The sequence below is a fragment of the Vibrio sinus genome (assembly GCF_023634645.1).
Classification (GTDB): domain Bacteria; phylum Pseudomonadota; class Gammaproteobacteria; order Enterobacterales; family Vibrionaceae; genus Vibrio; species Vibrio sinus.
The window spans coordinates 273,614-298,312 of sequence record NZ_JAMKMR010000002.1 but is presented as its reverse complement, the minus strand read 5'-3'; the positions used below and the strand labels follow the sequence as shown (position 1 = coordinate 298,312).

Genomic DNA, 24,699 nt, shown 5'->3' with positions numbered 1-24,699 from the left:
TCACTTACTTTTCGGGATATACACTGTTGCTCTGGTGCCCTTTACCGAGCCTGAGATCAATTCCATTTGCCCATCGTATTGTTTGACTAATTTGTGCACCAGATATAGCCCCACTCCTCGGTTCTTTTGCGCTTTGCTCGACACCCCTTTCTTGACGAGTTTGGCAACAGGGATCCCCTCTGGCAAGCCACATCCTGTATCTTCCACTTCTAAAATCACTTCCTCACCAAAGTCACTGATAGAAACAAACACCTTGGTCGCCGACTCTCCTTCAGATTCATAAGGAACAGTTTCAGCCTGATCCGGTTCATGTCGCATAGCGTCGAAAGCATTGTCAATTAAGTTGCCTAAGATGGTAATCACATCTTCCGTCAAGATATGCTCGGGCAAAGGCTCAAGACGACTGCCCACATCGATATCTAACACCAAGCCTAACTCACGAGCTCGCTCGGTTTTTCCCAACAATAATCCTGCCACCAATGGGTCTTGCACAGCGTCACGGATAAAACCTATCAACGCTTGATAACGTTCAGATTCTTGGCCAATTAACTTTTGCACCTGCTCTGTTTCACCAAGCTGCACCAAGCCGCTGATCGTGTTTAATTTATTTTGGTGCTCGTGAGTTTGTGAACGTAGCAAGTCGGCATATTCACGAGTCTTAGATAATTGTTTGGTCAGCTCTGCGATTTCATCGCGACGCCGAAAACTGGATACCGCACCAACCACCTTCCCTTTGACCACTATCGGATTTCGATTGGCAACGATGTGCTTATCGTTCAAATACAGGTCAACATCGTGTTGCGGTTTTTTTGTCTCCAGTATTTCTACCAAATCACTGTCTGGCAGAACATCAATAATGGGCTGATTGAGCACACTTTCCCGCTCAATATCCAATATTTCACATGCACTCTTATTTATCGACCGGACAACCCCTGTGCTATCAATACTTATCACACCTTCTTTAATGGTTCCCATGGTGACATCTAATTCAACATAGAGTTGGCTGATTTCCTCAGGCTCGAAGCCTAGAATCGCTTTTTGAAAGCGCCTTGAGGCATAGTTAGACAAGATGGCATTCACAATCACCACCAAAAATGCCATCGCAATAAGAAAGGCAAGGTAAGGCTCTATTCTGTCTTGCAGGCTATCGAGCAAATAGCCAACCGAGACCACACCTATAATATTTCCATTGTGATCAACCACTGGTGTCTTACCACGAACTGAATAGCCCAACGAACCCTGTGCATAAGATACGTAAGAGTCTCCCAGCTTTAACGCCTTTTGGTTGTCTCCCCCTTTCATTGACTTACCAATGCGTTCTTGTAGTGGATGAACCAGACGAATGCCCTTTTCATTGCCGATAACAATAAAGGTGGCACCTATCAGCTTCGTCAGCTCCGTAAATTCAAGTGGGATCTCGGTAGCATTCTCATTCGCCACCATATGGACTACGGTTGGAGACTTGGCTAAAAACCGCGCAATGCCTAATGCCTTCAATCCCATTTCTTCTTGTTGCGAGTGTTTTATATAAATAAAACCAGCAGCGGTCAGCACCAAAAGCTCAACCAAGCCAGAAAGTGTCATAATAATTAATAACTTACGACGAAAGCTAAAGTTCTTCCAACTGAACAAAGTCTTCTCCCTATGTGTCTATATACCCATATATGGGTATAAAGAAAGATAACAATTAGCTATCGATTGTGCTGCTAGGTAGGGCAACAAATCACAACAATGTGAGAGATTATTTAGAAAAATGCTGCCAGAAAACTGGCAGCACTAAAAAATGAAAGGCTTAGTTGTGTGAGACAGCGATGAGACGTAACGAATCCAATTGAATCTGAGCTTGATCTATATAAGTCGTCAGATCTTTAATTTGCTGTTCCAAAGCAGATATTTCTTCTTCACGAATATTGGGGTTAACCGCTTTGAGGGCGAGTAAACGCTCTAACTCAGCGTTTAACTTTTCTTGCATATCTTGCTGAGCAGTTTGCTTAACCTGTGCTAGATTTTTCAGCACTTGTGTATCACCAACATCAATCAAGCTATGAACTTGGCTCTGCACTGATGACACCACTTTACTCGCCATATGTCGATTGATTGGCGACAGCTGGCGGTTAAAGCTTTCGAACTCTACTTGAGACGACAGATCATTACCTTTGCCATCCAGGATCAAGCGGATCGGTGTTTTTGGCAAGAACTGATCGATACCACTACTTTTCGGCGCAGCTGCATCCACCACGTAAATGAGCTCAAGCAAAATAGTGCCTACCGGTAGCGCTTTGTTTTTCAGCAAAGAGACGGCTGAGGTTCCCACACCTTCACTCATGATCAAATCAATGCCACCTTGAATCATTGGGTGCTCCCAGCTCATAAAGTGCATATCTTCACGTGATAACGCTGTATCACGATCAAAGGTAATGGTTGCGCCTTCGTAAGGTAAGCCTGGATAACTTGGCACCATCATGCGTTCTGATGGCGTCACGACCAAAGCGTTTTCACCCTTATCATCTTGGTTCAAGCCTATGGTATCAAATAAGCCAAGCGCAAACGTGACTAGATTGATATCACCATCTTTAGATTCGATTTGCTCAACCAGCTGCTTGGCTTTGTCGCCACCATGAGAGTGAATCTCGAGCAGGCGATCTCTACCATACTCTAACTGAGCTTTTAAGGTTTTATTGAGCTTGGCCGATTCACTGATAACCGTATCGAGTTCGCTGCTATCGCCAGAGGCCAGAATCTCAATCAAGTTTTCAGAATATTGGTCATAGACTGAGCGACCAGTAGGACAGGTTTCTCTAAATGCGTTTAGTCCTTCGTCAAACCAACGTGCCAGCGTTTCTTGCGCGGTACCTTTAAGGTAAGGTACATGAATATCAATATCGCGCTTTTGGCCAATTCTATCTAAGCGACCAATTCGCTGCTCGAGCAAGTCTGGGTTGAATGGTAAGTCGAACATCACTAACTGATTAGCAAATTGGAAGTTGCGCCCTTCAGAGCCGATTTCACTACAAAGCAGCAGTTGTGCACCACCTTCTTCCTGAGCAAAATACGCCGCCGCTTTGTCTCGCTCAATGATGGACATGCCTTCATGGAAAACCGTCGCTCGAATGCCTTCTCTTTCCCTTAAAGCCTGCTCTAATTGCAATGCCGTTGCCGCTCGTGAGGCGATAACCAAAATCTTCTCGCTGCGTTTTTGCTGAACTTTGTCAATTAGCCAGTTAACACGAGTGTCAAATTGCCACCAGCTTGACTCATCGCCTTCAAATTCTTGAAATATTTCTTCTGGGTAAAGGTTCTTTAATGCCCGTGCTTCTTTAGGCATTTTCCCTCCCAACATGCCACTCACCCGCATCGAAGTGGTGTACTGACTAGGGATATCCATGGGCAATAGGTGAACATTTCTTTGCGGGAAGCCTTCGATGGCAGAGCGAGTGTTTCTAAACAAAACACGACCTGTGCCATGCCGGTCCATCAGGTTGTCGGTCAACTCTTGTCTTGCTGAGGCTTGTTCTTGTTCAGAGTCACTGCTCTCGATAATTCGAAATAGCGGTTCAACATCTTGCTCGCTTAATATCTCACCAATCTGATTTTTCGCCTCATCGCTTAGCTGCTCACCAGATACAAGTGCAGTAACTGCATTCGCCACTGGCTCGTATTGTTGCTCTTCTTCAACAAAGGCATAGTAATCATAGAAACGATCTGGGTCCAACAATCGCAAGCGAGCAAAGTGACTTTCTCGACCAAGTTGCTCTGGAGTGGCGGTCAGCAATAGTACCCCTGCCGTGGACTCAGCTAACCCTTCAATCACCTGATATTCTCGGCTGGCTTTTTCTTGGCTCCATTCTAGGTGATGGGCTTCATCCACCACCAGCAGGTCCCAATCCGCTTCCATGGCTTGAGTTTGACGCTTTTTGCTCTTTTTCAAGAAATCCAATGAACACAATACCAGTTGCTGGGTATCGAATGGGTTATCGGACTCAGCGTAAGCTTCAACGCAGCGCTCCTCATCGAAAATAGAGAAATGCAAGTTAAAGCGGCGCATCATTTCCACCAACCATTGATGCTGGAGCGTTTCGGGAACGACAATCAGAATGCGCTCCGCTCTGCCAGCAAGCACTTGTTGATGAATGATCATCCCAGCTTCAATGGTCTTACCTAAACCAACTTCGTCTGCTAACAGAACGCGAGGGGCATGTCGGCGACCCACTTCATGTGCAATATACAACTGATGAGGAATCAACCCAGCCCGGATACCGCACAGGCCTCGCATTGAACTTTTACTTTGATCATATTGGTTCATGAGTGCGCGATAGCGGAGCACAAAGTTGTCCATTCTATCGATTTGACCTGCAAAGAGTTTATCTTGAGGTTTATTAAATCGAATTTGATGGTTGAGCATAATTTCACGCAGCACCACGTCTGTCTCAGCGGTATCTTCGCGAGTACCTTGATAACTGATCACACCGTTTTCTTCAATCAGGTTGGAGACCTTCAATAACCAACCTTCTTGGCTTTGAACTGTGTCTCCCACATTGAAAGTTACTCGTGTCACTGGTGCATCATTAATCGCATATACTCGATTTTCATCGGATGCTGTAAACATGAGAGTCACTGTTCGTACATCAACGGCGACTACCGTGCCTAAACCTAGATCACTCTCTGTATCACTTATCCAGCGTTGCCCCAAAGCAAAAGTCATCAATCGACTACCTCATCTAATTTGAACGAATCAATATAAAGTCGTAAACCACAAAAGAAGGCTGCTGACATTATTAAGAATCCGTCAGCCGTGGCCATGAAAAGGTCGCTAATCTTACTCGAACCTGTGAACTAGGTCACGTGTCGCATCTCAAATTTGTGGATTTTTTTTACCGGGTATTGGCTTGACATCAAAGTGTCAAAAATCCGTGGCATTTCTAACCTTCAGCATCATGTAAATGACATATACTTTAATTGAGCAAGCATGTTATATGATTGCCTCAACATTGGCATCAAGCATGCATGTTCAAGATACGGATCAACACGGGTTTGCAGGACGTCGTCAGGTAGCCGAGTTCACTTCCGAGGCCTTGATACCCCACGACCTCTCTTGCAGGCAACCTTTGCTAAGCACAGGCCGCATAGCGGCAAGGAGACGCTTATGGGCGATACCGATCGGAAACTATTTGTACTCGATACCAATATCCTTCTTCACGAACCTTTTGCCATATATTCCTTCCAAGAACACGATGTCGTCATTCCTATGACAGTCCTAGAAGAACTCGACAGAATTAAAGACAGTAAACGAGACGTCGCCCGCGATGCTCGCGTTGCTATTCGTGCATTAGAAGACATTTTCCGTGACGCCACCCCAGACGAGATATCAGAAGGAATTACCTTTTCAACCGACATGGACGCAACGGGCACCATATCTATTCTGGCAGACTTTGAATTACAAGAGACGGTAAAAGCATTCGCAGACAAAGCAGGCGATAACCGGATTCTCAACGGCGTGCTGTATTTACAGAACAAACGAGCACCACGTGAAGTGGTTTTAGTCACCAAAGACATCAACATGCGCCTGCGAGCAAAAGGGGCAGGGGTCAGATTTGTAGAGGATTACCGCACTGACCAATTAATTGACGATGTGCAATATCTCACCAAGGGCTTTCAACAATGTGAAGGAGAGTTTTGGAGCAACGTTGATGATGTAAAAAGCTACAGCTACGAAGGAAAAGCGTTCCATACGTTGAGTCGCGAGCCCTTCGAGCCAACCTTTATTAACCAATACGTTATTGATCAAGAAAGTGACTTTGCCGCGCGCGTAGAAAAAATGGAGCCAGACACCATCACCGTACGCGATCTTAGCCGCGAGCGAATGATGAACCGCAAAGCCTGGGATATTTCACCGAAAAACATTTATCAAGGCATGGCCATGGATGCGCTACTCGATCCTGATATTGATTTGGTGATACTCACTGGCGCCGCTGGTAGCGGTAAAACCTTGTTAGCGATGGCAACCGCGCTCGAACAAACCATTGAAAGAGGCATGTTTGATAAAATCATCGTTACAAGAAACACCCCAGACATCGGAGAGTCTATCGGTTTTTTACCAGGCACAGAGGAGGAAAAAATGCTGCCCTGGCTTGCTGCCGTTACCGATACGCTAGAAGCATTACATAAGAACGATCACTGCACCGAAGGCTCAATGAAGTACATCTGCGAAAAAGCCAATATTCAGTTTAAGTCAATTAACTTTATGCGCGGCCGCTCTATCCAAAATGCCTTTGTACTACTCGATGAGTGTCAAAATCTTACCGCCTCTCAAATCAAGACCATCATTACTCGATGTGGTGAAGGAACCAAGATTGTCTGCTCAGGTAACCTGGCACAAATCGACTCCCACTATTTGACCCCAGTGACATCCGGTCTCACTTATATGGTTGAGCGCTTTAAGAATTTTGAGGGAAGCGCAAACATTCACCTAAATGGCGTCGTAAGGAGCCGACTGGCTGAATTTGCCGAAGAGAATTTATAGTCACTCTAAGCGAAAGGCTATTGTCCTTTCGCTTTTATTTTAAAATAACAATTCACATTAAGTGCATTTTTATGTTTAACTGATTCACATTAGAGTTCAGCTCAAGGACTGTTCGACATGGTGAATTTAAAACAAAGAAATTTCCTAAAATTATTCGACTTTACTACCGATGAAATCCACTATTTAATTCAGCTAGCAGCCCAGCTAAAACAAGCCAAACAACAAGGGTTGCTCAACCAGCCTCTACGCGGGAAAAACCTAGCGCTTATCTTTGAAAAAGACTCCACCCGCACTCGCTGTGCATTTGAAGTAGCTGCTTTCGACCTTGGCGCAAATATCTCTTACCTCGGACCATCTGGCTCACAGTTAGGTCATAAAGAAACCATGAAAGACACGGCCAGAGTGTTAGGTCGCATGTACGATGGCATTGAATATCGCGGTCATGGGCAACATTTAGTTGAAGAGCTAGGCTTACATGCTGGCGTGCCAGTTTGGAATGGGCTTACTGATGAATTTCATCCAACGCAAGTTCTGGCAGATTTTTTGACCATGCAAGAGCACGCTAAAGGCAAAGCACTATCGCAAGTTGCTTTTGCTTATCTCGGCGATGCCCGAAATAACGTTGCCAACTCTTTATTGGTTGGCGCGGCAAAAATGGGTATGGATATACGATTAATTGGCCCAAAAGACTATTGGCCAGAGAAAAGCTTAGTCACCAAATGTGAAAACATTGCTCGGCAAACGGGGGCAAAAATATTGCTGACTGAAGGCACCAAACAGGGCGTTACTGGCTGTGATTTTATTTACACCGATGTATGGGTTTCGATGGGAGAGCCAATCGATTCATGGGATGCAAGAGTCAAACAGATGCTGCCATATCAAGTAAACACTGAATTATTGGCGCAAACCTGCAACCCCAATGTTAAATTTATGCACTGCCTGCCTGCTTTTCACAACAATGACACTGTGATAGGCAAACAAATTGCCGAGCAATATGGCCTCAATGGGTTGGAAGTCACTGAAGAGGTATTTGAATCCCGAGCGTCAATCGTATTTGATGAGGCAGAAAATCGCTTACACACGATAAAAGCTGTGATGCTAGCCACTTTAAGTGACGGCATTTAAGCCTGACGTAAACGCTTGCGCTAGCCTGTGTTCCTAGTATAATGCTCGGCAATTTGTCTAGGGGTTGGTCAATGCTAAACCAGTTACTACCATTTATACTGATTTTTACTGAACGAGCACTGCGCGATAATCAGCGCTTGTCTGCCCTCAATAAGATTATTTAATAACCTCCCCATAGGAGGTTTTTTTATGTCAATTAACAACCAATTATGGGAAGGAGACTATGGCGAACTCACTTTATCAAAAGCACATTATCTCTATTCCAGAACTCTCTCGTGAAGAGCTGGAATTAATCGTCGACACAGCCAGTCAGCTAAAGCAGGCTCCGAACCCAGAGCTGATAAAAAACAAAGTGATAGCGAATTGTTTTTTCGAACCTTCCACTCGAACGCGACTGTCATTTGAAACCGCAATTCAGCGTATTGGTGGCGATGTCATTGGTTTTGACAGCGGCGGCAACACTTCAATGGCAAAAAAAGGCGAAACATTAGCCGACTCGGTTCAAGTGATTTCCTCCTACGTTGATGCTTTTGTCATGCGCCACCCGCAAGAAGGCGCGGCGAGATTGGCTTCGGAGTTTTCTAAACATGTCCCTGTCATCAACGCTGGCGACGGCGCAAATCAACACCCAACCCAAACATTACTCGATTTGTTTACCATCTCTGAGACACAAGGCAAATTAGATGACTTAAGCGTCGCCTTTGTCGGCGATTTAAAATATGGCCGTACGGTGCACTCGCTCACTCAGGCACTAGCAAAATTTAACAATGTTCGCTTTTATTTCATTGCACCTAAAGCATTAGCCATGCCTGACTATATCTGTGAAGAATTGGATGAAGCTGGTATTACCTACAGCTGTCATACCGACATGGAAAGTGTCATTCCACAGCTCGATATCCTTTATATGACACGTGTACAAAAAGAGCGTTTCGATGAATCAGAGTATGCGCACATTAAATCGGCGTACATCCTAAACGCTAAGCTGCTGTCCAATGCAAAAGAAAATCTAAAAGTGCTTCATCCCCTACCAAGAGTCGATGAAATCACCACCGATGTAGATAAAACTCCCCACGCATACTATTTTGAGCAAGCTGAAAATGGCGTGTTTGCGCGCCAAGCACTATTGGCACTTGTGCTAAACGAAACATTGTAATTAGAGGATATGCAAACATGGCTAAAGAAACTCAGTTGCAAGTTGAAGCGATTAAAAACGGCACGGTCATTGACCATATTCCCGCTCAAATTGGTATTAAAGTGCTGAAACTATTTGACATGCACAACTCCCATCAGCGCGTAACCATTGGCTTGAACTTGCCTTCTTCCGCATTAGGCAGTAAAGATTTACTCAAGATTGAGAACGTGTTCATCAATGAAGAGCAAGCCAGTAAATTGGCTTTATATGCGCCGCATGCCACCGTCAATCAAATCGAAAATTACCAAGTAGTGAAAAAACTCGCACTGCAATTACCTAATACCATTAGTGATGTATTTGAGTGCCCAAACAGTAACTGCATCACCCACAATGAACCGGTTGCCAGTCACTTTAGCGTGCTAGAGAAAAAACAAGAAGTGCGATTAAAGTGCAAATACTGTGAAAAAGTCTTTTCTAGAGAGATTGTCACCGAGCGCTAGCTAGTGACCAACAAGTTGACGTCAATAGGCGAATATCCGTCACACATATTCACCTTTACCTGCCACTAATTTATCGGCAAACTGCTTTGACCTTAACACAGAAGTAAACACAATCTACGGTATTATTATGACAACAAAAGTGCTTCACACTGAATCAGCACCTGCTGCTATTGGCCCTTACGTACAAGGCGTAGACTTAGGTAATATGGTCATGACGTCAGGCCAAATCCCACTAGATCCAGTTACTGGAGAGTGCCCAAGCGATATCCAACAGCAGGCGCTTCAATCTCTTAAAAACGTAAAAGCGGTCGTCGAATCCTCTGGCCTCACCGTTGCAGACATCGTGAAAATGACAGTGTTTGTCAAAGATCTTAACCAGTTTGCCGCCATCAATGAGGTATATGGCCAGTTCTTCGACCAACACGATGTCGCTCACTACCCCGCTCGTTCATGTGTTGAAGTAGCACGTTTACCCAAAGATGTCGGCATTGAAATTGAAGCGATTGCGCTTCGCAAATAATTACAATAACACCATATGATTAAGGCGAGCCAAAGCTCGCCTTGTGCTTAGAATGTACTTTGGCTTATTTAAAGCCCTTAATTTTTTTGATCAAATCGTAGGCATTTTGAATCTCTTGTGACTTTTCTTTGGCCACGTTCATCATTTCTGGCGGCAGCCCTTTGGCCATCAATTTGTCTGGATGATGCTCGTTCATCAGCTTTCGGTATGCGCGCTTAACATCTTGGCTACTTGCATCCGGTTTTATCCCTAATACTTCATAGGCAGCGGACAGTTGATCCTTTTCTGACGCTTGTTGCCAGCCAGCATTTGAATGCCCATAACCGCCTTGTTGACCACCAAATCCTCCACTTTGTTGGAAACGAAATGCTGCTTCAAACATACGAATTCGACGCTCTAGCTGCCCTGAAGTAAAGCCTAAGCCGCTTGCCACTCGATGTAAGACTTCACGTTCACTGGGGTGCATACTACCATCAGCAAAAGCAGCGGATATCTGCAACTCTAAAAAGAATTGCATAAGGTCATGACGCCCGCCCGTTGAGGTTCTCACTCGCTCTAATACACTATCAAGAGGAAAATCCTGCTCTTTTCCTTCTCTAAACGCTTCTTGCGCCGCTCTGCGCTGTTCGCCATGCAGGTTCATTCGGTCCATCATGGCGGAAGCAAGCTGAATTTCTGACTGGGTGACCTGACCTTTCGATTTCGCTAAATGCCCCATCACAGCGAAAGCCGACCTAAAAAACTCAGCTTGTCTTTCGGCCTGACTTGGTCCAGAGCCAAAAGGATTATTTGCAAATCCCCCTTGATTAAATCGGCGAGCTTTATCAAACTGGTGACCAATTAATACACCGAGTATGGCACCAAAGACACCCCCGAATAAAAAACCAAAAAAGATACCCAGAATTTTGCCAAAAATACGCATTATGTGCTCTCAATCTATGAATTTTTCAATTGCAACGTTGTCTGATAGTGCCGGAAGCTATAATTTCCTTTATCATAAGCACCGTTTTCTCTTAATTTTGGTCGAACAGTCACCAAATTAATCTAGTTCAACAGGATAGTAAAACTCGATGCCACGTTTTTCTCGCACTCTGCTAGCCGCTTCTATTACTACCGCTTTTTTCGTGTCAGAAGTTCACGCTGAAGCCTCGCTAGACAAAGGTGTACAAGACATGCCTCCATTCGGGCAATGTCAAGTATTAGACCCTATTGATCAATGCTTGGTCAATGTACCTGCACCTAAAAATGCCAAAGATTTACCTGTGAACGTCAACGCCGACAACCTACAGGCCACCAATAACGACAAAGCGACATATACTGGTAATGTTGTCGTCACACAAGGTCATAAGCGGATTACCGCCGACAATGTGACCTACCATAAAAAAGAACAGGTCGTCGTGGCTAAAGGGAATGTCAATTTTAGTGATGGGCAGATAAAAGCGGTCTCAGATAAAGCTACCGATGACTTAAGCAACAATCACTTTACGCTATCCAATACTAAATACAATTTTTTGTGCCAACCTGGGCGTGGCACCGCGGTTTATGTTTCCAATACTGGCAAAGCCTTATATCAAATTGATGACGGCACCATTACTTCTTGCCCAGCAGGTAATGATGCATGGCGCCTTAAAGCTTCAAGCATAGACATCAATCAAAATGACGAGCAGGCGACCTTTTACAATCCTAGGTTTGAAATTCAAAATGTACCCGTGTTTTATCTACCCTACCTTGTGGTGCCTATTGGCAAAACGCGTAAAACTGGCTTTTTGTACCCTTCGGTTTCCTATGGTTCTACCGATGGGTTTACCACGGATGTGCCTATTTACTGGAACTTAGCGCCAAACTATGACTTAACGACCAACGTCAAATACATGCAAGAGCGTGGTACTCAACTAGATAATAAATTTCGATATTTAACTGATTACGGCTCTGGCACTATAAACACTGAATATTTACCGGATGATAAAAAATATCCAACTAAGGGCGCTCGCTGGGCCTTCCAGTATACTCATAGTGGTATCTATGACCAGCACTGGAAGTTTAATATTGATTATTCCAAAGTCAGCGATATCACTTATTTTTCTGACTTAAGTTCCAGCATTGGTACCCAGTCTGATGGGCAATTGATGCAACAAGGCGAAGCCACTTATCGCTCAAACAACTGGGATGCGTCAGTACTCGTTAGGAGTTTTCAGATCCTTAATGAAAACAGTCAACCTTACAAGGTCCTGCCTCAGCTGACATATAATTACTATCAGCCTCAAGCGGTCAACCACCTTGATTTTAACTTAACGAGCCAACTGTCAAACTTTACTACACAGCAAGCAGGAGAGCCTTCTGCCACTCGCTTACATATCGAGCCTGGCATCACCCTTCCGTTTAGCAATACATGGGGAACATGGACAACACAGCTTCAGCTACCCATGACCTATTACTCTCAAGATCTAAACGGGGTGAATAACACTTCGCCAACTTTAGGTGGTAAAGCCAACCCAAACTACGGTTTAACACCGACAGCTACTCGAGTCCTTCCAGTCTTTAGCAGTGATGCGAAAATGGTATTGGAAAGTAACACAAAATTCTTAGATGAATATACACAAACCCTCGAGCCAGAAATCAAATATGTCTATATCCCAGATGTCAATCAAAATGATATCGGCACTTATGATTCGACCCAATTGGAAACAGACTACTACGGTTTGTTTCGAACCCGTAAGTATAGCGGATATGATAGATACCAAGGAGCCAATCAAGTCACCTATGGCGCCACTTCTAGGTTCTTTGATGACGACTATAAGGAGCGTGCTAATATCGCCTTTGGTCAAATTCTTTACTTAAACAAAGGGCTAAGAATTGACTCCACTTCCTCTGATAAATCCAGTTTCTCTGCTTGGGCATTGCAAGGGGACTTTAACTATGGTGATGATTGGCTCTATAACGCCAGCATACAATACGACTCTGACATTAGTACCGTGCAAACTGGTAGCACTTATTTAGAATATCGATTTGATGGTGGTTTCCTTCAAACCAATTATCGCTATGTTAATAAGGACTATATTAAAAATACAGTAAATTACACAAGTTCAGTCGCAGACACCATAACCGTTGATGGCATATCACAAGCAGGGTTGCTAGGCAGCTACCAGCTATCTAAAAAGTGGTCTGCTTTAGGCCAATATTTTTATGATTTAACCACGGACAATAATATTGAATGGTCTGCGGGACTAAAATACACATCAGACTGTTGGTATATTGCTTTTACTTATAGTAATCGCCTGAAAAACTGGAACAACAATGGCACCGAAACAACTGATGTGTCCACATATTATGCCAATAATCTGACTCCAAACTATGAAAATAACTTCGGTTTTACTTTCGGTATTATTGGTTTTGGTACTAGCGTGGGCTCTTCCTCCAGTGCAACAGGACTCGTCGATGGTACGAGCCAGTCCTTAAGCTACACCAACCCTTTTTTCTTAAATAACTAATTTTGTAATCCCGCTAAGTATTCTATTTAGCGGGTTGTTCTATAGGAAACCCTATGAAAAAGTGGACAATTATACTCTCGTGCCTACTAGCACCCTTCACGATGAGTGTGGCCAATGCTCAACCTGTGGAGCTGAATAAAGTGGTGGTCATCGTCAACAAAGGCGTGATTCTACAAAGTGATGTCGATACCGCAATGAAAATGCTGAAACTTAATGCAAAAGAAAGCGATCAGACCTTGCCAAGCGATAAATTGTTAAAAAAGCAAGTCATTGACAAGCTCATCTTAGATAAAATTCAGCAGCAAGAAGCAAAGAGACTGGGCATCCAAATTAATGACAAGCAATTGGATGCGGCAATGGAAGACATTGCTAAAAGCAAAAAACTCACTTTGAAACAGCTCATTACTACCGTACAAAATGCAGGTATTAGCTACCCCACCTTTAGAAACGAAATTCGCCATGAAATTGCCGAACGTGAAGCTCGAAATGCATTGGTTCGTCAGCGCATCAATATTCTCCCTGCAGAAGTAAATAATTTAGCAAAGATTTTAGCGAATCAAACCAACGCAAATGTGGAATACAAATTTGCCCATATTCAGCTTAATTTCACCGAACAGGACAAACAACAAGTTGAAAGCCAAGCCGAAGAATTGGTCAAGAAGCTAAAATCTGGCGCAAACTTTAGTACTATGGCCTATAGCTACTCGAAAGGGCCAAAGGCGCTAAGTGGTGGCCAATGGGGATGGATGAGTAAAGAAGAAATGCCTACCGTCTTTGCCGATCAGATAAAAATGCAAAAGAAAGGCAGTATCATTGGGCCATTTTTAGTAGGTTCCAGTTATCACATTCTGAAAATTGAAGATGTGAAGGGGCTTAAAACCATCGCGGTAACCGAAGTTGATGCTCGCCATATTCTTATTAAACCAAGCATTATCCTAAGTGACGCTGGAGCGCAAAAAGAGCTAAACGGCTTTATTAAAGAAATTAAACAAGGCAAAGCAACATTTGCCGAACTTGCTAAGCAATACAGTCAAGATCCAGGCTCCGCCGCGCAAGGTGGTAACCTAGGTTACCAGACACCTGACTCATTTGTGCCAGAATTTAAACACCAAGTTGAAACGTTACCCGTGGGTAAAATCAGCAAGCCATTTAAGACAGTAAATGGTTGGCACATTGTAGAAGTCCTTGGCCGTAAAAAAGTAGATAGAACCGATGCGGCAATGAAAAATCGAGCTTATCAAATTCTATTTAATCGCAAGTTCAATGAAGAAGCAGGGGCATGGCTGCAAGAAATGCGTGCTGGCGCCTATGTTGACATTCTAAAAGGCAACAATAGCGATGACAGTTAAAAGAATCATGGTAACGGCTGGTGAGCCTGCTGGCATAGGGCCAGATTTGGTGCTGGCATTGTCCAAACAAGATTGGCCACACCAGATCACCGTTTGCGCCGACAAACAGTTGCTCGCAGAGCGAGCAAAGCTGTTGCAGATTCAGGTTGAACTAATAGATTATCAGCCTGATTTGGAGCCTAAACCCCAACGTGCAGGTTCACTTATTATCGATCATATCCCACTGGCTGAGAACACCGTGCCCGGAACACTCAATGAGCAGAACAGTACTTATGTTTTGCAAACGCTAGAGCGAGCCGCGAACGCTTGTATGCAAGGAGAGTTTGACGCCATTGTCACTGGCCCAGTACATAAAGGCATTATCAATCAAGCTGGAGTAGCGTTTAGTGGTCATACTGAGTTTTTTGCCGAAAAGTCCGATACACCTTTAGTAGTAATGATGTTGGCAACCCAAGGGCTACGTGTAGCACTTGCCACAACGCACATTCCTCTTGCTGAGGTTTCTAGTGCCGTGACACGCGACAGGCTGACAAGCATAGTGCAGATACTGCATAAAGACATGCAAGAGAAATTTGCCATCGACAAGCCATGCATATATATTTGCGGGCTTAATCCGCACGCAGGCGAAAATGGCTATTTAGGGCATGAGGAAATTGATACCATCACGCCAGCAATTGACGCTATGCGTGACAAATATGGCTATGAACTCGTCGGCCCATTGCCTGCCGATACTATATTTAGCCAACAATATTTAGAGAAAGCAGATGTTATCTTAGGCATGTATCATGACCAAGTTCTGCCTGTGCTCAAATACAAAGGTTTTGGTCGCTCTGTCAATATCACGCTAGGGCTACCATTTATTAGGACTTCTGTTGACCATGGTACCGCGCTCGATCTCGCGGGCAAGGGCATCGCCGACTCGGGCAGTTTTATCACCGCCCTTGAGCAGGCAGTCGAGCTGGTCAATAACCAAGTGAATTAGAGAAAATTATGAAAAATGATGTCCACTTAGGGCACAAAGCCCGTAAGCGATTTGGGCAAAACTTCTTAAACGATCCATACATAATTGATGGGATTGTTTCAGCCATCAACCCAAGGCCTGGGCAAAACTTAGTCGAGATTGGTCCAGGTCTTGGAGCCATTACTGAGCCCGTTGGCAAAGAAGTGGACAAATTTACCGTCATCGAATTAGACCGAGATTTGGCTGAGCGATTAAGAAATCATCCAGATCTGGCCTCTAAGCTTACCATCCATGAAGGCGATGCCATGCGTTTCGACTTCACACAGCTAGTGCGGCCAAATAACAAGCTACGAATTTTTGGTAATCTGCCATATAACATCTCAACTCCTTTGATGTTCCACTTATTTGAATTTCATAAAGATATTCAAGACATGCACTTTATGCTACAAAAAGAAGTGGTGAATCGATTAGCAGCCGGGCCGGGCAGTAAGGCTTATGGCCGATTAACCGTTATGGCACAGTACTATTGCAAAGTGGTACCTGTGCTCGAAGTGCCACCAAGCGCATTTGTACCACCGCCTAAAGTTGAATCTGCTGTGGTTCGTTTGGTGCCTTACGAGACCTTGCCACACCCGGCGAACAACTTAAATTGGTTAGATCGAGTTTGTCGAGAAGGGTTCAATCAAAGACGAAAAACGGTACGTAACTGCTACAAAAGCTTGTTAGATACCGAAACCCTAGAGCACTTAGGTATCAATCCAAGTATGCGCCCTGAAAATCTGACTTTAGAACAGTTTGTTGCTATGGCAAACTGGTTAGATGAAAACCATTAGTCAATAAGCTGGTCGTGTTTCTACATGATCAGCGCTATACATAATAATAAAGAACTGAGTTAGGAGTTAACATGGAAGTAAGTCAACCCTGTATAAAAGTTCAAGTTCATACTAAGTACATCAAAGAACAATCAGACCCCGACAACAAGCGATTTATTTTCGCGTATATCATTACTATCAAAAACTTAAGCCTGCAAACCGTCCAGCTCATGAGCAGGCGATGGTTAATTACCGATGCCAATGGAAAACAAATGTCCGTCGAAGGCGATGGTGTGGTTGGTCAGCAGCCTTTCATTGAAGGGAATGATGAGTACACCTACAGTAGCGGCACGGCCATTGAGACTCCCGTTGGCGTTATGCAGGGACAGTACATTCTGCTCGACGAAAAAGGACAAGAGTTCGTTACCGAAATAGAGCCATTTAGATTGGCTGTACCCAATGTTTTGAACTAGCGATTCGGGGATCATCATGTCGACATATATTGTGGGCGATATTCAAGGGTGCTTAGACGAGCTGCTATTACTGTTAAAGCAAGTTTCCTTTGACAAGAAACACGATCAATTATTAGTCGCAGGTGATCTCGTTGCGCGTGGCCCAAAATCTCTTGAAACCCTGCGCTTTATAAAGGATTTAGGTAAAGCTGCGAAAGTTGTACTAGGTAATCACGACCTACACTTATTGGCAGTTTCTATTGGACGCTTTGATGTAAAAGCTAAAGACAACACCACAGCTATTTTCTCCGCTAAAGATAAAGATAAACTGCTTAGCTGGCTCAGAAAACAACCACTATTCATAGAGCATGATGAATTTGTCTTGTGCCATGCTGGTATTTCACCTCAGTGGGATCTCATTACAGCCCGCTCTGCTGCACACGAGATAGAAACGCTATTACAAGGAGCACAATGGCAATGGCTTATCGAGAACATGTACGGCGATACGCCAGAGACTTGGTCAAATGACCTGTCTGGCCTTGAGCGCTATCGTTATATTATCAATGCTTTCACTCGCATGCGCTTTGTCGATACGCAAGGCAGGCTAGACATGCTGCAAAAAAAGCCACCAAGCGAGATACAAAATGCCCACCTTGTCCCTTGGTTTCAATATCCAGACAGGATAGAGATTTCTAAGTCCATCATATTTGGTCACTGGGCGGCTTTGCAAGGTTACCGGAGCAAGCGTTTTATTGGCTTAGATACTGGTTGTGTTTGGGGAGGAGAATTAACCATGATTCGTTGGGAAGATAGGGTTTACTTTACTCAAAAGAGCATAACAAACCCCATCTAGGCCATACTATCTGTATAGCATCATTAAGCTTATGAGAAATTCTAACATCCTGGCCGTTATACTCTTTCCAACACGTTAAAGCTCATATCATAGACATTTCTTTCGTCAGCTTGGTACTGCTCGCTGAAACTGGTTTTCCAGCTACTGCCCCAGTCAGGAAAGCAGGTATCGCCCTCTATATTTGCATCGATAAAAGTCAAATACAGTTTATCTGCCTTGACAAGGCAAGCATCATAAATTGAGCCGCCGCCGATGATCATCACTTCTTCCGAGTCAATTTTGGCCAATTCAATCGCATCATCAATTGAAGCGACCACTTTTACGCCTTCAATATGCAGGTCAAGGTTGCGACTGATGACGATATTCATTCTGCCAGGAAGTGGCTTTCCTATTGAGTCGAACGTCTTTCTTCCCATGACGATGGGCTTACCCATTGTACAGCGTTTAAACCAAGCAAAGTCTGCTGGCAGGTGCCAAGGCATCTGATTGTCCTTGCCAATTACTCTATTATTGGCCATTGCGGCAATTAAGCTGATGATCATGATGGTTTCCTTTTACTCTGACGAGGGTAGACGGACACTAGCTAAAGCTATTGCATGAGCAGATTCTATATGATTGGGGCGTATAAAAGATACAAAAAAGCCGCGTCGATTAACACGCGGCTCCATTTTAACTGGCTATCTGGCTAGCCTCACCGTTAAGTTAAGCGAGGTTAATCACGGACGTAGATAACATGGCCGTCATCATCTTCGTCATCCCAGTCATCGTCATCTTCGGTAATAACGTCGTCGCTGTTCATGACTTCATTGTGGTAATCATCCCACATGAAATCCACAGACTCTTCTTCGTTATCTGAAGCTTCCTCTCTCGGTAAGCTTTCCATAAAATCAGCCAGTTTATAACAAAGCTCTTTTGTACCCTTTTTATTCACAGCGGAAATTTTGAAGTATTCCCCTTGCCAACCGAGCGCATCGATGATCTGATCGATTTTCTCTTGTGCTTCTTCTTCTGGCAGAAGATCGATTTTGTTGAATACTAACCAACGAGGCTTATCTGCCAACTTTTCGCTGTATTGTTCAAGCTCATCGATAATAGTCAACGCATTTTGCACCGGATCAGATTGATCAATCGGAAGAAGATCAATCATGTGCAGCAGCACGCGGCAGCGCTCTAAATGCTTTAAGAATCGAATACCTAGCCCTGCACCCTCTGCAGCACCTTCAATAAGCCCAGGGATATCAGCCACTACGAAGCTTTTCTCTGCCACTACACTAACCACGCCTAGGCTTGGGATCAGAGTAGTAAACGGGTAATCTGCCACCTTAGGTTTTGCAGCAGAAACGGAGCGGATAAAGGTCGACTTACCTGCATTCGGCAAACCAAGCATACCGACATCTGCTAAAAGAAGCAGCTCTAAGCGAAGCTCACGAACTTCACCCTTGGTACCCATGGTTTTTTGTCGTGGCGCACGATTGACAGAAGATTTAAAGCGAGTATTACCCAACCCGTGCCAGCCGCCTTTTGCAACCATGAGCTTTTTGCCATGTGTGGTCACCTCACCTACGATCTCATTGGTGTGGATATCGACAGCACGAGTGCCGACCGGTACGCGTAATACCTTGTCTTTACCGCGCTTACCAGTACAGTTACCACCACGGCCATTATCGCCTCTCTCCGCGGCATAGAAGCGCTGGAAACGATAATCAATCAGCGTATTTAGGTTTTCGTCAGCTTCGATATAAATGTCACCGCCGTCACCACCATCACCGCCGTCTGGCCCACCTTTTGTTACGAATTTCTCGCGCCAGAAACTGACAATACCGTTACCGCCATCGCCTGCTTCAACTTTGATTGTCGCTTCATCAACGAACTTCATTTTTCACCCCGCAATTGTCGCGTTGCAATACCACCTCTACAGGCAATATAAATTCTAGCAGATAGCTTCACCCACTAGTTTTAACGTTCTTATAAATAAAAAACCCCGCCAATTGGCAGGGCTTTTGAAATCAGCTTAAAGTCTGTTATTACTCAGCTTCGATGCTAACGAATTTACGGTTTTTAGGACCTTTAACTTCGAACTTCACTTTACCATCAGATAGAGCAAATAAAGTGTGGTCTTTACCGATACCAACGTTAGTACCTGCATGGAACTTAGTACCACGCTGACGAACAATAATGTTACCAGCTAGTACAGATTCACCACCGAAACGCTTAACACCAAGACGTTTACTTTCTGAATCGCGGCCGTTACGAGTAGAACCGCCAGCTTTTTTGTGTGCCATTGTTAAACTCTCCTAAATTATTAAGCGTTGATGCCAGTGATTTTCACTTCGGTGAACCACTGACGGTGGCCTTGCTGCTTACGAGAGTGCTTACGACGACGGAACTTAACGATTTTAACTTTATCGCCACGACCGTGTTGTACAACTTCAGCAGTTACTTTGCCGCCTGCAACTAGAGGGGCACCAACAGTGACCTCTTCACCGTTAGCAACAAGTAAAACCTTGTCAAATTCAACTGTTGCGCCAGTTTCAACGTCTAATTTCTCTAAACGAAGAGTTTGACCTTCGCTTACACGGTGTTGTTTACCACCAGATTGGAAAACAGCGTACATATTTTACTCCGCTTTTTCCGCACAGCCTTTGCTTACAAAATGAGCTATTGGGTGTGCGCTAAACTAATCATCAATAGGGCGCAGATTTTACAGAAAGGTAATCCTGTTGACAAGCCATAAATGAAAAAAATTGGTTGATTGATAATCAGCGAGGAAATTTGCCCAGTAGATACCGATTTATCATGTATCAAAACACTCGAATTAGTGTATTATTCGCAGCCTAAGCAGATTGAGCGATCACGCTTATGACAACAAGTTCACAGCAAATTTTGTGAAAATGTTCTGTTTTAGGCCTTTTGCTGTTGATAACAAATGATTAAGTTAGAATGCCAAACTTCATCGCCTGTATTCACAATTAAGATGCTTGAAATACAAACAAAATTTAACCTTAAGAAAGATAAACAGGCTGTAAAGCCGCCCCGAAACTCAGCTGGAATTACGATGGATTTTAATGCTATCCAAACACTGACTGCCAATGACATGGCAAAAGTTAACCAAACCATTCAAAGCCAACTTAACTCTGATGTCGCCCTCATCAATCAGCTAGGGTTATATATTGTAAGCGGTGGTGGAAAGCGCTTACGTCCGTTGCTCGCTGTGCTTTCAGCTAAGGCTCTAGGCTACCAAGGCGAGTATCATACCACAGCAGCGGCATTTATTGAGTTTATTCATACCGCAACTTTACTACACGATGACGTAGTAGATGAGTCTGATATGAGACGTGGTAAAGCCACAGCCAATGCGGCTTTTGGCAACGCTGCCAGCGTACTCGTCGGTGATTTTATCTATACCCGCTCTTTCCAAATGATGACCAAACTCGGATCATTGAAGATCTTAGAGCTGATGAGTGATGCTGTAAACGTCATCGCTGAAGGTGAAGTTCAGCAATTGATCAATTGCAATGATCCATCCGTGACCGAACAAGATTACATGCACGTCATTTACTCCAAAACCGCACGCCTATTTGAAGCCGCAACGCAAATTGGTGCCATCCTATGCGACGCGCCAGAGGAAATAGAAACGGCACTGAAGAATTACGGCAAATACTTAGGCACGGCATTTCAACTCATTGACGACGTTATGGACTATACGTCGGATGGTGATGAAATGGGAAAAAATGTCGGTGATGATTTAGCAGAAGGCAAACCGACTCTCCCGCTTCTCTATGCGATGCACAACAGCTCAGGAGAAGATGCTGAACTTATTAAACAGGCTATCGAAAAAGCCAATGGGATGGATCAATTAGATCGAATCCTTTCAATCATGGCAGAGACGGGATCACTCCAATACACACAAGAGAAAGCCGTTCAAGAAGCTGACAAAGCAATCGAGCAGCTTGACGTATTGCCTGACAGCGAATACAAACAAGCTCTTATCTCGCTTGCCCACCTTGCGGTGCATCGAAGCAAATAAGCTTTATTGGTATATTGCCTCAAAAAAATAGCTGACTTTGAAGTCAGCTATTTTTACATCTCAAACTGATATTTCTTTCGCTAACTCATTACTTAACGAATTCTACACCAATCTTGATATCGCCGTTTAGCGTTTCTAGCATGTTATCTAGCGCAGACTTCTCGTAAGCACTGAGTGGACCATAGCTTAGGATTTCTTCTACGCCATTCTTACCCAGTTTAATCGGTTGAGCAAAGAATGGAGCATGCTCGCCAGCGCCTTCGACATAAGCGCACTCAACAACATTTGTTTCGCCTTGTAAGGCTTTAACCAGAGATAGACCGAAACGACAAGCAGCTTGGCCCATAGATAGAGTTGCACTACCACCGCCCGCTTTGGCTTCAACCACTTCTGTCCCTGCATTTTGAATACGCTTGGTCAATGCTTCAATTTCATCGTCAGAGAAGCTCACGCCTTCCACTTGAGACAATAGAGGAAGGATAGTTACACCGGAATGACCACCGATAACAGGAACCTTCACGTCAACTGGGTTTTTGCCCTTAAGCTCAGCAACAAACGTTTCAGAGCGAATCACGTCAAGCGTGGTCACACCAAATAGTTTGTTTTTATCGTAAACACCGGCTTTTTTCAGTACTTCTGCAGCGATAGGCACTGTGGTATTCACTGGGTTAGTGATAATGCCAATACACGCTTTCGGGCATACGACTGCAATTTTCTCAGCGAGAGATTTAACGATGCCAGCATTAACGTTGAATAGATCCGCACGATCCATACCTGGTTTACGAGCAACACCTGCAGAAATCAATACGATATCCGCGCCTTCCAATGCTGGCGTTGGATCTTCACCAGCATAGCCTTTGATCGATACCGGAGTTGGGATATGGCTAAGATCTGCTGCTACACCCGGCGTTACTGGAGCAATATCATATAGAGCCAGATCAGAACCAGCAGGTAAGTGGTTTTTGAGTAAAAGAGCTAAGGCTTGACCGATGCCACCAGCGGCACCAACAACGGCTACTTTCATTGTGTTCTCCTTGGGATGAGAGAGTAATTATTATCGGAAAATATGGGCTTAAAAACTATAGCAATCATTTATTGATTACAAACAATAAAAATCAGCTTTGCGATGTCACGCAACGCAGAACCTTTGTACAATATATTTGCACTCACCTTGACGATAAAACTGCATGAATCGCAACCTATTTATGATTTTTGAGCCCCAGAATACGCATCAGTTTTTGTCAAGATAGCTATATTAAGATAGGTATGCGAAAATATTCACAGTAACGATACATCAATAACGAAAGAAACAAAACCATGCGCAATTCAGAAAAACAAGAAAGCTTAGTTCGCGCTTTTAAAGCCCTACTAAAAGAGGAGCGATTCGGTTCTCAAAGCGATATTGTTGATGCCCTTAAGCAAGAAGGTTTCGATAATATCAACCAGTCCAAAGTCTCTCGCATGCTCACCAAGTTTGGCGCAGTGAGAACACGCAATGCCAAAATGGAAATGGTCTATTGTTTACCTGCCGAACTCGGTGTGCCAACTGCATCAAGCTCGCTAAAAGAATTAGTGTTAGGCATTGATAGAAATAGTGCTCTGATTGTTATCCATACCGGACCAGGCGCTGCACAGTTGATTGCCAGACTATTAGATTCTCTTGGCAAATCTGAAGGCATATTGGGCGTAGTTGCCGGTGATGACACTATATTTATCACACCAACCATGTCAGTGACTACTGAGCAAGTGTTTGAATCAGTGTGTGAATTGTTCGAGTATTCCGGCTAATCAACTGAAAAATATCGCAACAACTCGAAAGCAGCGTGTTCGTTTTACACGCTGTCTCTTCGTCCCTTATTCCTAGTAGTTATTTCCTTATGAAGTAACACGATAATAACTTCCCCGCTTATTTAGCCAGTTTGTATACACTTTACCTATTACTCAGTCACTTTATCACCAAAGTAATATCATGAAGACAACCGTTTTAATGATTGTATCTTTGCTTACCTTAATGTTGAGTACTGCTCCTGTGTATGCACAGCAGTTCATCACCATAGGTACCGGCTCTGTCACAGGTGTTTATTACCCAGCAGGTGGTGCGATTTGCAAACTCGTTAATGAAGGAAGAAAGCAGCACCACACTAGATGCTCGGTAGAATCAACGGGCGGGTCTATATTCAATGTGAACGCAATACGTGAGAAAGAGCTCGATTTTGGTATTGTTCAATCCGACTGGCAATACCACGGATACAACGGGACGAACAAGTTCAGTAAGCAAGGCCCATACAAAAAACTACGCGCTCTGTTTTCTTTACATACTGAACCCTTCAACCTGATTGCCCAGCCCGACGCCAATATACAATCACTTAAAGACATTAAAGGCACTCGAGTGGATATCGGTAACCCAGGCTCAGGAGACCGGGCCACTATGGGTGTCGTGATGCAAGCAATGGGGTGGACTGGTGAAAGCTTTCAGCAACCAAGCAAGCTCACTGGAGCGAAGCGTTCGCAAGCCTTATGTGATAACAAGATTGATGCCTTTGTCTATGTCGTTGGCCACCCAAATGGTCCAATAAAAGAAGCCACCACGGCTTGCGGGGCTAAGCTTGTGCCCGTTACCGGCCCACAAATAGACAAAATTGTCGCAGGCAAGCCTTACTATGCCTACAGTATGATACCTGCGGGTATGTATTCAGACATTCAGCCAGAGGTTCAAAGCTTTGGTGTGCTCGCCACCCTAGTGACTAGTACCAACACATCCAATGAGGTCGCCTACATCGTCACCAAAGCCGTTTTTGAAAACTTTGATACCTTTATCACCATGCACCCTGCTTTAGCCAATATTAAAAAGGAAGACATGATCACTTCTGGTATCTCTATACCGCTGCACCCGGGGGCTAAAAAGTATTATCGTGAGGTGGGATTAATTAAATAGTCCATCGCGTCATTTACGAAAAATA

22 protein-coding genes are annotated in these 24,699 nt (G+C 44.1%); 14 read left to right on the top strand and 8 right to left on the bottom strand.

Features of this window, described 5'->3' with window-relative positions; translation table 11 throughout:
• Together M9194_RS03855 and rapA are read right to left on the bottom strand one after the other, a co-directional pair.
• Nucleotides 1–1,584: an ATP-binding protein gene (locus tag M9194_RS03855; RefSeq protein WP_250611140.1), complete on the bottom strand. Its 1,584-nt coding sequence runs from the start codon at nt 1,582–1,584 to the stop codon at nt 1–3.
• A gap of 208 nt (nt 1,585–1,792) precedes the next feature.
• A complete protein-coding gene (gene rapA, locus M9194_RS03850) occupies nt 1,793–4,702 on the bottom strand; it encodes an RNA polymerase-associated protein RapA (protein ID WP_250611101.1) in 2,910 nt (969 codons plus the stop codon).
• A 441-nt stretch (nt 4,703–5,143) separates the two neighbouring features.
• On the opposite strand from rapA, the gene M9194_RS03845 reads away from it, so the two are divergent.
• The 5 genes from M9194_RS03845 to M9194_RS03825 all read left to right on the top strand — a co-directional run bounded on the left by M9194_RS03845 (nt 5,144) and on the right by M9194_RS03825 (nt 9,797).
• Nucleotides 5,144–6,520, top strand: coding sequence for a PhoH family protein (locus M9194_RS03845; RefSeq protein WP_250611099.1), 1,377 nt, complete (start codon nt 5,144–5,146; stop codon nt 6,518–6,520).
• 117 nt (nt 6,521–6,637) lie between these two features.
• A complete protein-coding gene (gene argF, locus M9194_RS03840; RefSeq protein WP_250611097.1) occupies nt 6,638–7,645 on the top strand; it encodes an ornithine carbamoyltransferase in 1,008 nt (335 codons plus the stop codon).
• A 223-nt stretch (nt 7,646–7,868) separates the two neighbouring features.
• Nucleotides 7,869–8,798: an aspartate carbamoyltransferase gene (gene pyrB / locus M9194_RS03835; protein WP_250611096.1), complete on the top strand. Its 930-nt coding sequence runs from the start codon at nt 7,869–7,871 to the stop codon at nt 8,796–8,798.
• Between the two features lie 17 nt (nt 8,799–8,815).
• Nucleotides 8,816–9,277, top strand: coding sequence for an aspartate carbamoyltransferase regulatory subunit (gene pyrI, locus M9194_RS03830; protein ID WP_250611095.1), 462 nt, complete (start codon nt 8,816–8,818; stop codon nt 9,275–9,277).
• 127 nt (nt 9,278–9,404) lie between these two features.
• The gene (locus M9194_RS03825) at nt 9,405–9,797 is read left to right on the top strand and encodes a RidA family protein (protein WP_250611094.1); all 393 of its coding nucleotides are present in this window, start codon (nt 9,405–9,407) and stop codon (nt 9,795–9,797) included.
• 64 nt (nt 9,798–9,861) lie between these two features.
• Here M9194_RS03825 and djlA read toward each other — a convergent pair whose 3' ends face one another.
• Nucleotides 9,862–10,719 carry a co-chaperone DjlA gene (gene djlA, locus M9194_RS03820; protein WP_250611093.1) on the bottom strand — a complete coding sequence of 286 codons (858 nt, stop codon included), beginning with the start codon at nt 10,717–10,719 and terminating at the stop codon, nt 9,862–9,864.
• A gap of 148 nt (nt 10,720–10,867) precedes the next feature.
• On the opposite strand from djlA, the gene lptD reads away from it, so the two are divergent.
• The 6 genes from lptD to M9194_RS03790 all read left to right on the top strand — a co-directional run bounded on the left by lptD (nt 10,868) and on the right by M9194_RS03790 (nt 17,712).
• Nucleotides 10,868–13,285: an LPS assembly protein LptD gene (lptD, locus tag M9194_RS03815; protein ID WP_250611092.1), complete on the top strand. Its 2,418-nt coding sequence runs from the start codon at nt 10,868–10,870 to the stop codon at nt 13,283–13,285.
• 53 nt (nt 13,286–13,338) lie between these two features.
• Nucleotides 13,339–14,634, top strand: a complete 1,296-nt coding sequence (surA, locus tag M9194_RS03810; RefSeq protein ID WP_250611090.1) for a peptidylprolyl isomerase SurA — start codon at nt 13,339–13,341, stop codon at nt 14,632–14,634.
• Nucleotides 14,624–15,616 (top strand): 4-hydroxythreonine-4-phosphate dehydrogenase PdxA, encoded by a 993-nt coding sequence (gene pdxA / locus M9194_RS03805; protein ID WP_250611088.1) that lies wholly within the window; start codon nt 14,624–14,626, stop codon nt 15,614–15,616. The genes surA and pdxA overlap by 11 nt, the downstream gene beginning before the upstream one ends.
• A gap of 8 nt (nt 15,617–15,624) precedes the next feature.
• Nucleotides 15,625–16,428, top strand: coding sequence for a 16S rRNA (adenine(1518)-N(6)/adenine(1519)-N(6))-dimethyltransferase RsmA (gene rsmA, locus M9194_RS03800; protein WP_250611087.1), 804 nt, complete (start codon nt 15,625–15,627; stop codon nt 16,426–16,428).
• A 71-nt stretch (nt 16,429–16,499) separates the two neighbouring features.
• Entirely contained in the window at nt 16,500–16,880 is a 381-nt protein-coding gene (gene apaG, locus M9194_RS03795) for a Co2+/Mg2+ efflux protein ApaG (protein ID WP_250611086.1), read from the top strand.
• 16 nt (nt 16,881–16,896) lie between these two features.
• Nucleotides 16,897–17,712, top strand: coding sequence for a symmetrical bis(5'-nucleosyl)-tetraphosphatase (locus tag M9194_RS03790; protein WP_250611085.1), 816 nt, complete (start codon nt 16,897–16,899; stop codon nt 17,710–17,712).
• Between the two features lie 56 nt (nt 17,713–17,768).
• Here the strand turns inward: M9194_RS03790 and folA are convergent, their stop codons facing one another.
• The 4 genes from folA to rplU all read right to left on the bottom strand — a co-directional run bounded on the left by folA (nt 17,769) and on the right by rplU (nt 20,326).
• Nucleotides 17,769–18,254, bottom strand: coding sequence for a type 3 dihydrofolate reductase (gene folA / locus M9194_RS03785; RefSeq protein ID WP_250611084.1), 486 nt, complete (start codon nt 18,252–18,254; stop codon nt 17,769–17,771).
• Between the two features lie 170 nt (nt 18,255–18,424).
• Complete coding sequence (cgtA, locus tag M9194_RS03780; protein ID WP_250611083.1) at nt 18,425–19,588, bottom strand: Obg family GTPase CgtA; 1,164 nt, start codon at nt 19,586–19,588, stop codon at nt 18,425–18,427.
• A gap of 148 nt (nt 19,589–19,736) precedes the next feature.
• Nucleotides 19,737–19,994, bottom strand: coding sequence for a 50S ribosomal protein L27 (gene rpmA, locus M9194_RS03775; protein ID WP_014205843.1), 258 nt, complete (start codon nt 19,992–19,994; stop codon nt 19,737–19,739).
• A gap of 20 nt (nt 19,995–20,014) precedes the next feature.
• Nucleotides 20,015–20,326: a 50S ribosomal protein L21 gene (rplU, locus tag M9194_RS03770; protein ID WP_250611082.1), complete on the bottom strand. Its 312-nt coding sequence runs from the start codon at nt 20,324–20,326 to the stop codon at nt 20,015–20,017.
• A 441-nt stretch (nt 20,327–20,767) separates the two neighbouring features.
• Here rplU and ispB point away from each other — a divergent pair, with 441 nt between their 5' ends.
• Nucleotides 20,768–21,739: an octaprenyl diphosphate synthase gene (gene ispB, locus M9194_RS03765; RefSeq protein ID WP_250611080.1), complete on the top strand. Its 972-nt coding sequence runs from the start codon at nt 20,768–20,770 to the stop codon at nt 21,737–21,739.
• 88 nt (nt 21,740–21,827) lie between these two features.
• Here ispB and mdh read toward each other — a convergent pair whose 3' ends face one another.
• Nucleotides 21,828–22,763, bottom strand: a complete 936-nt coding sequence (gene mdh, locus M9194_RS03760; protein WP_250611079.1) for a malate dehydrogenase — start codon at nt 22,761–22,763, stop codon at nt 21,828–21,830.
• Nucleotides 22,764–23,056: 293 nt separating this feature from the next.
• Between mdh and argR the strand changes: the two genes are divergently transcribed.
• Together argR and M9194_RS03750 are read left to right on the top strand one after the other, a co-directional pair.
• Nucleotides 23,057–23,527, top strand: coding sequence for a transcriptional regulator ArgR (argR, locus tag M9194_RS03755; protein WP_250611078.1), 471 nt, complete (start codon nt 23,057–23,059; stop codon nt 23,525–23,527).
• Between the two features lie 181 nt (nt 23,528–23,708).
• Nucleotides 23,709–24,674 (top strand): TAXI family TRAP transporter solute-binding subunit, encoded by a 966-nt coding sequence (locus M9194_RS03750; protein WP_284676490.1) that lies wholly within the window; start codon nt 23,709–23,711, stop codon nt 24,672–24,674.
• Nucleotides 24,675–24,699 lie beyond the last annotated feature (25 nt).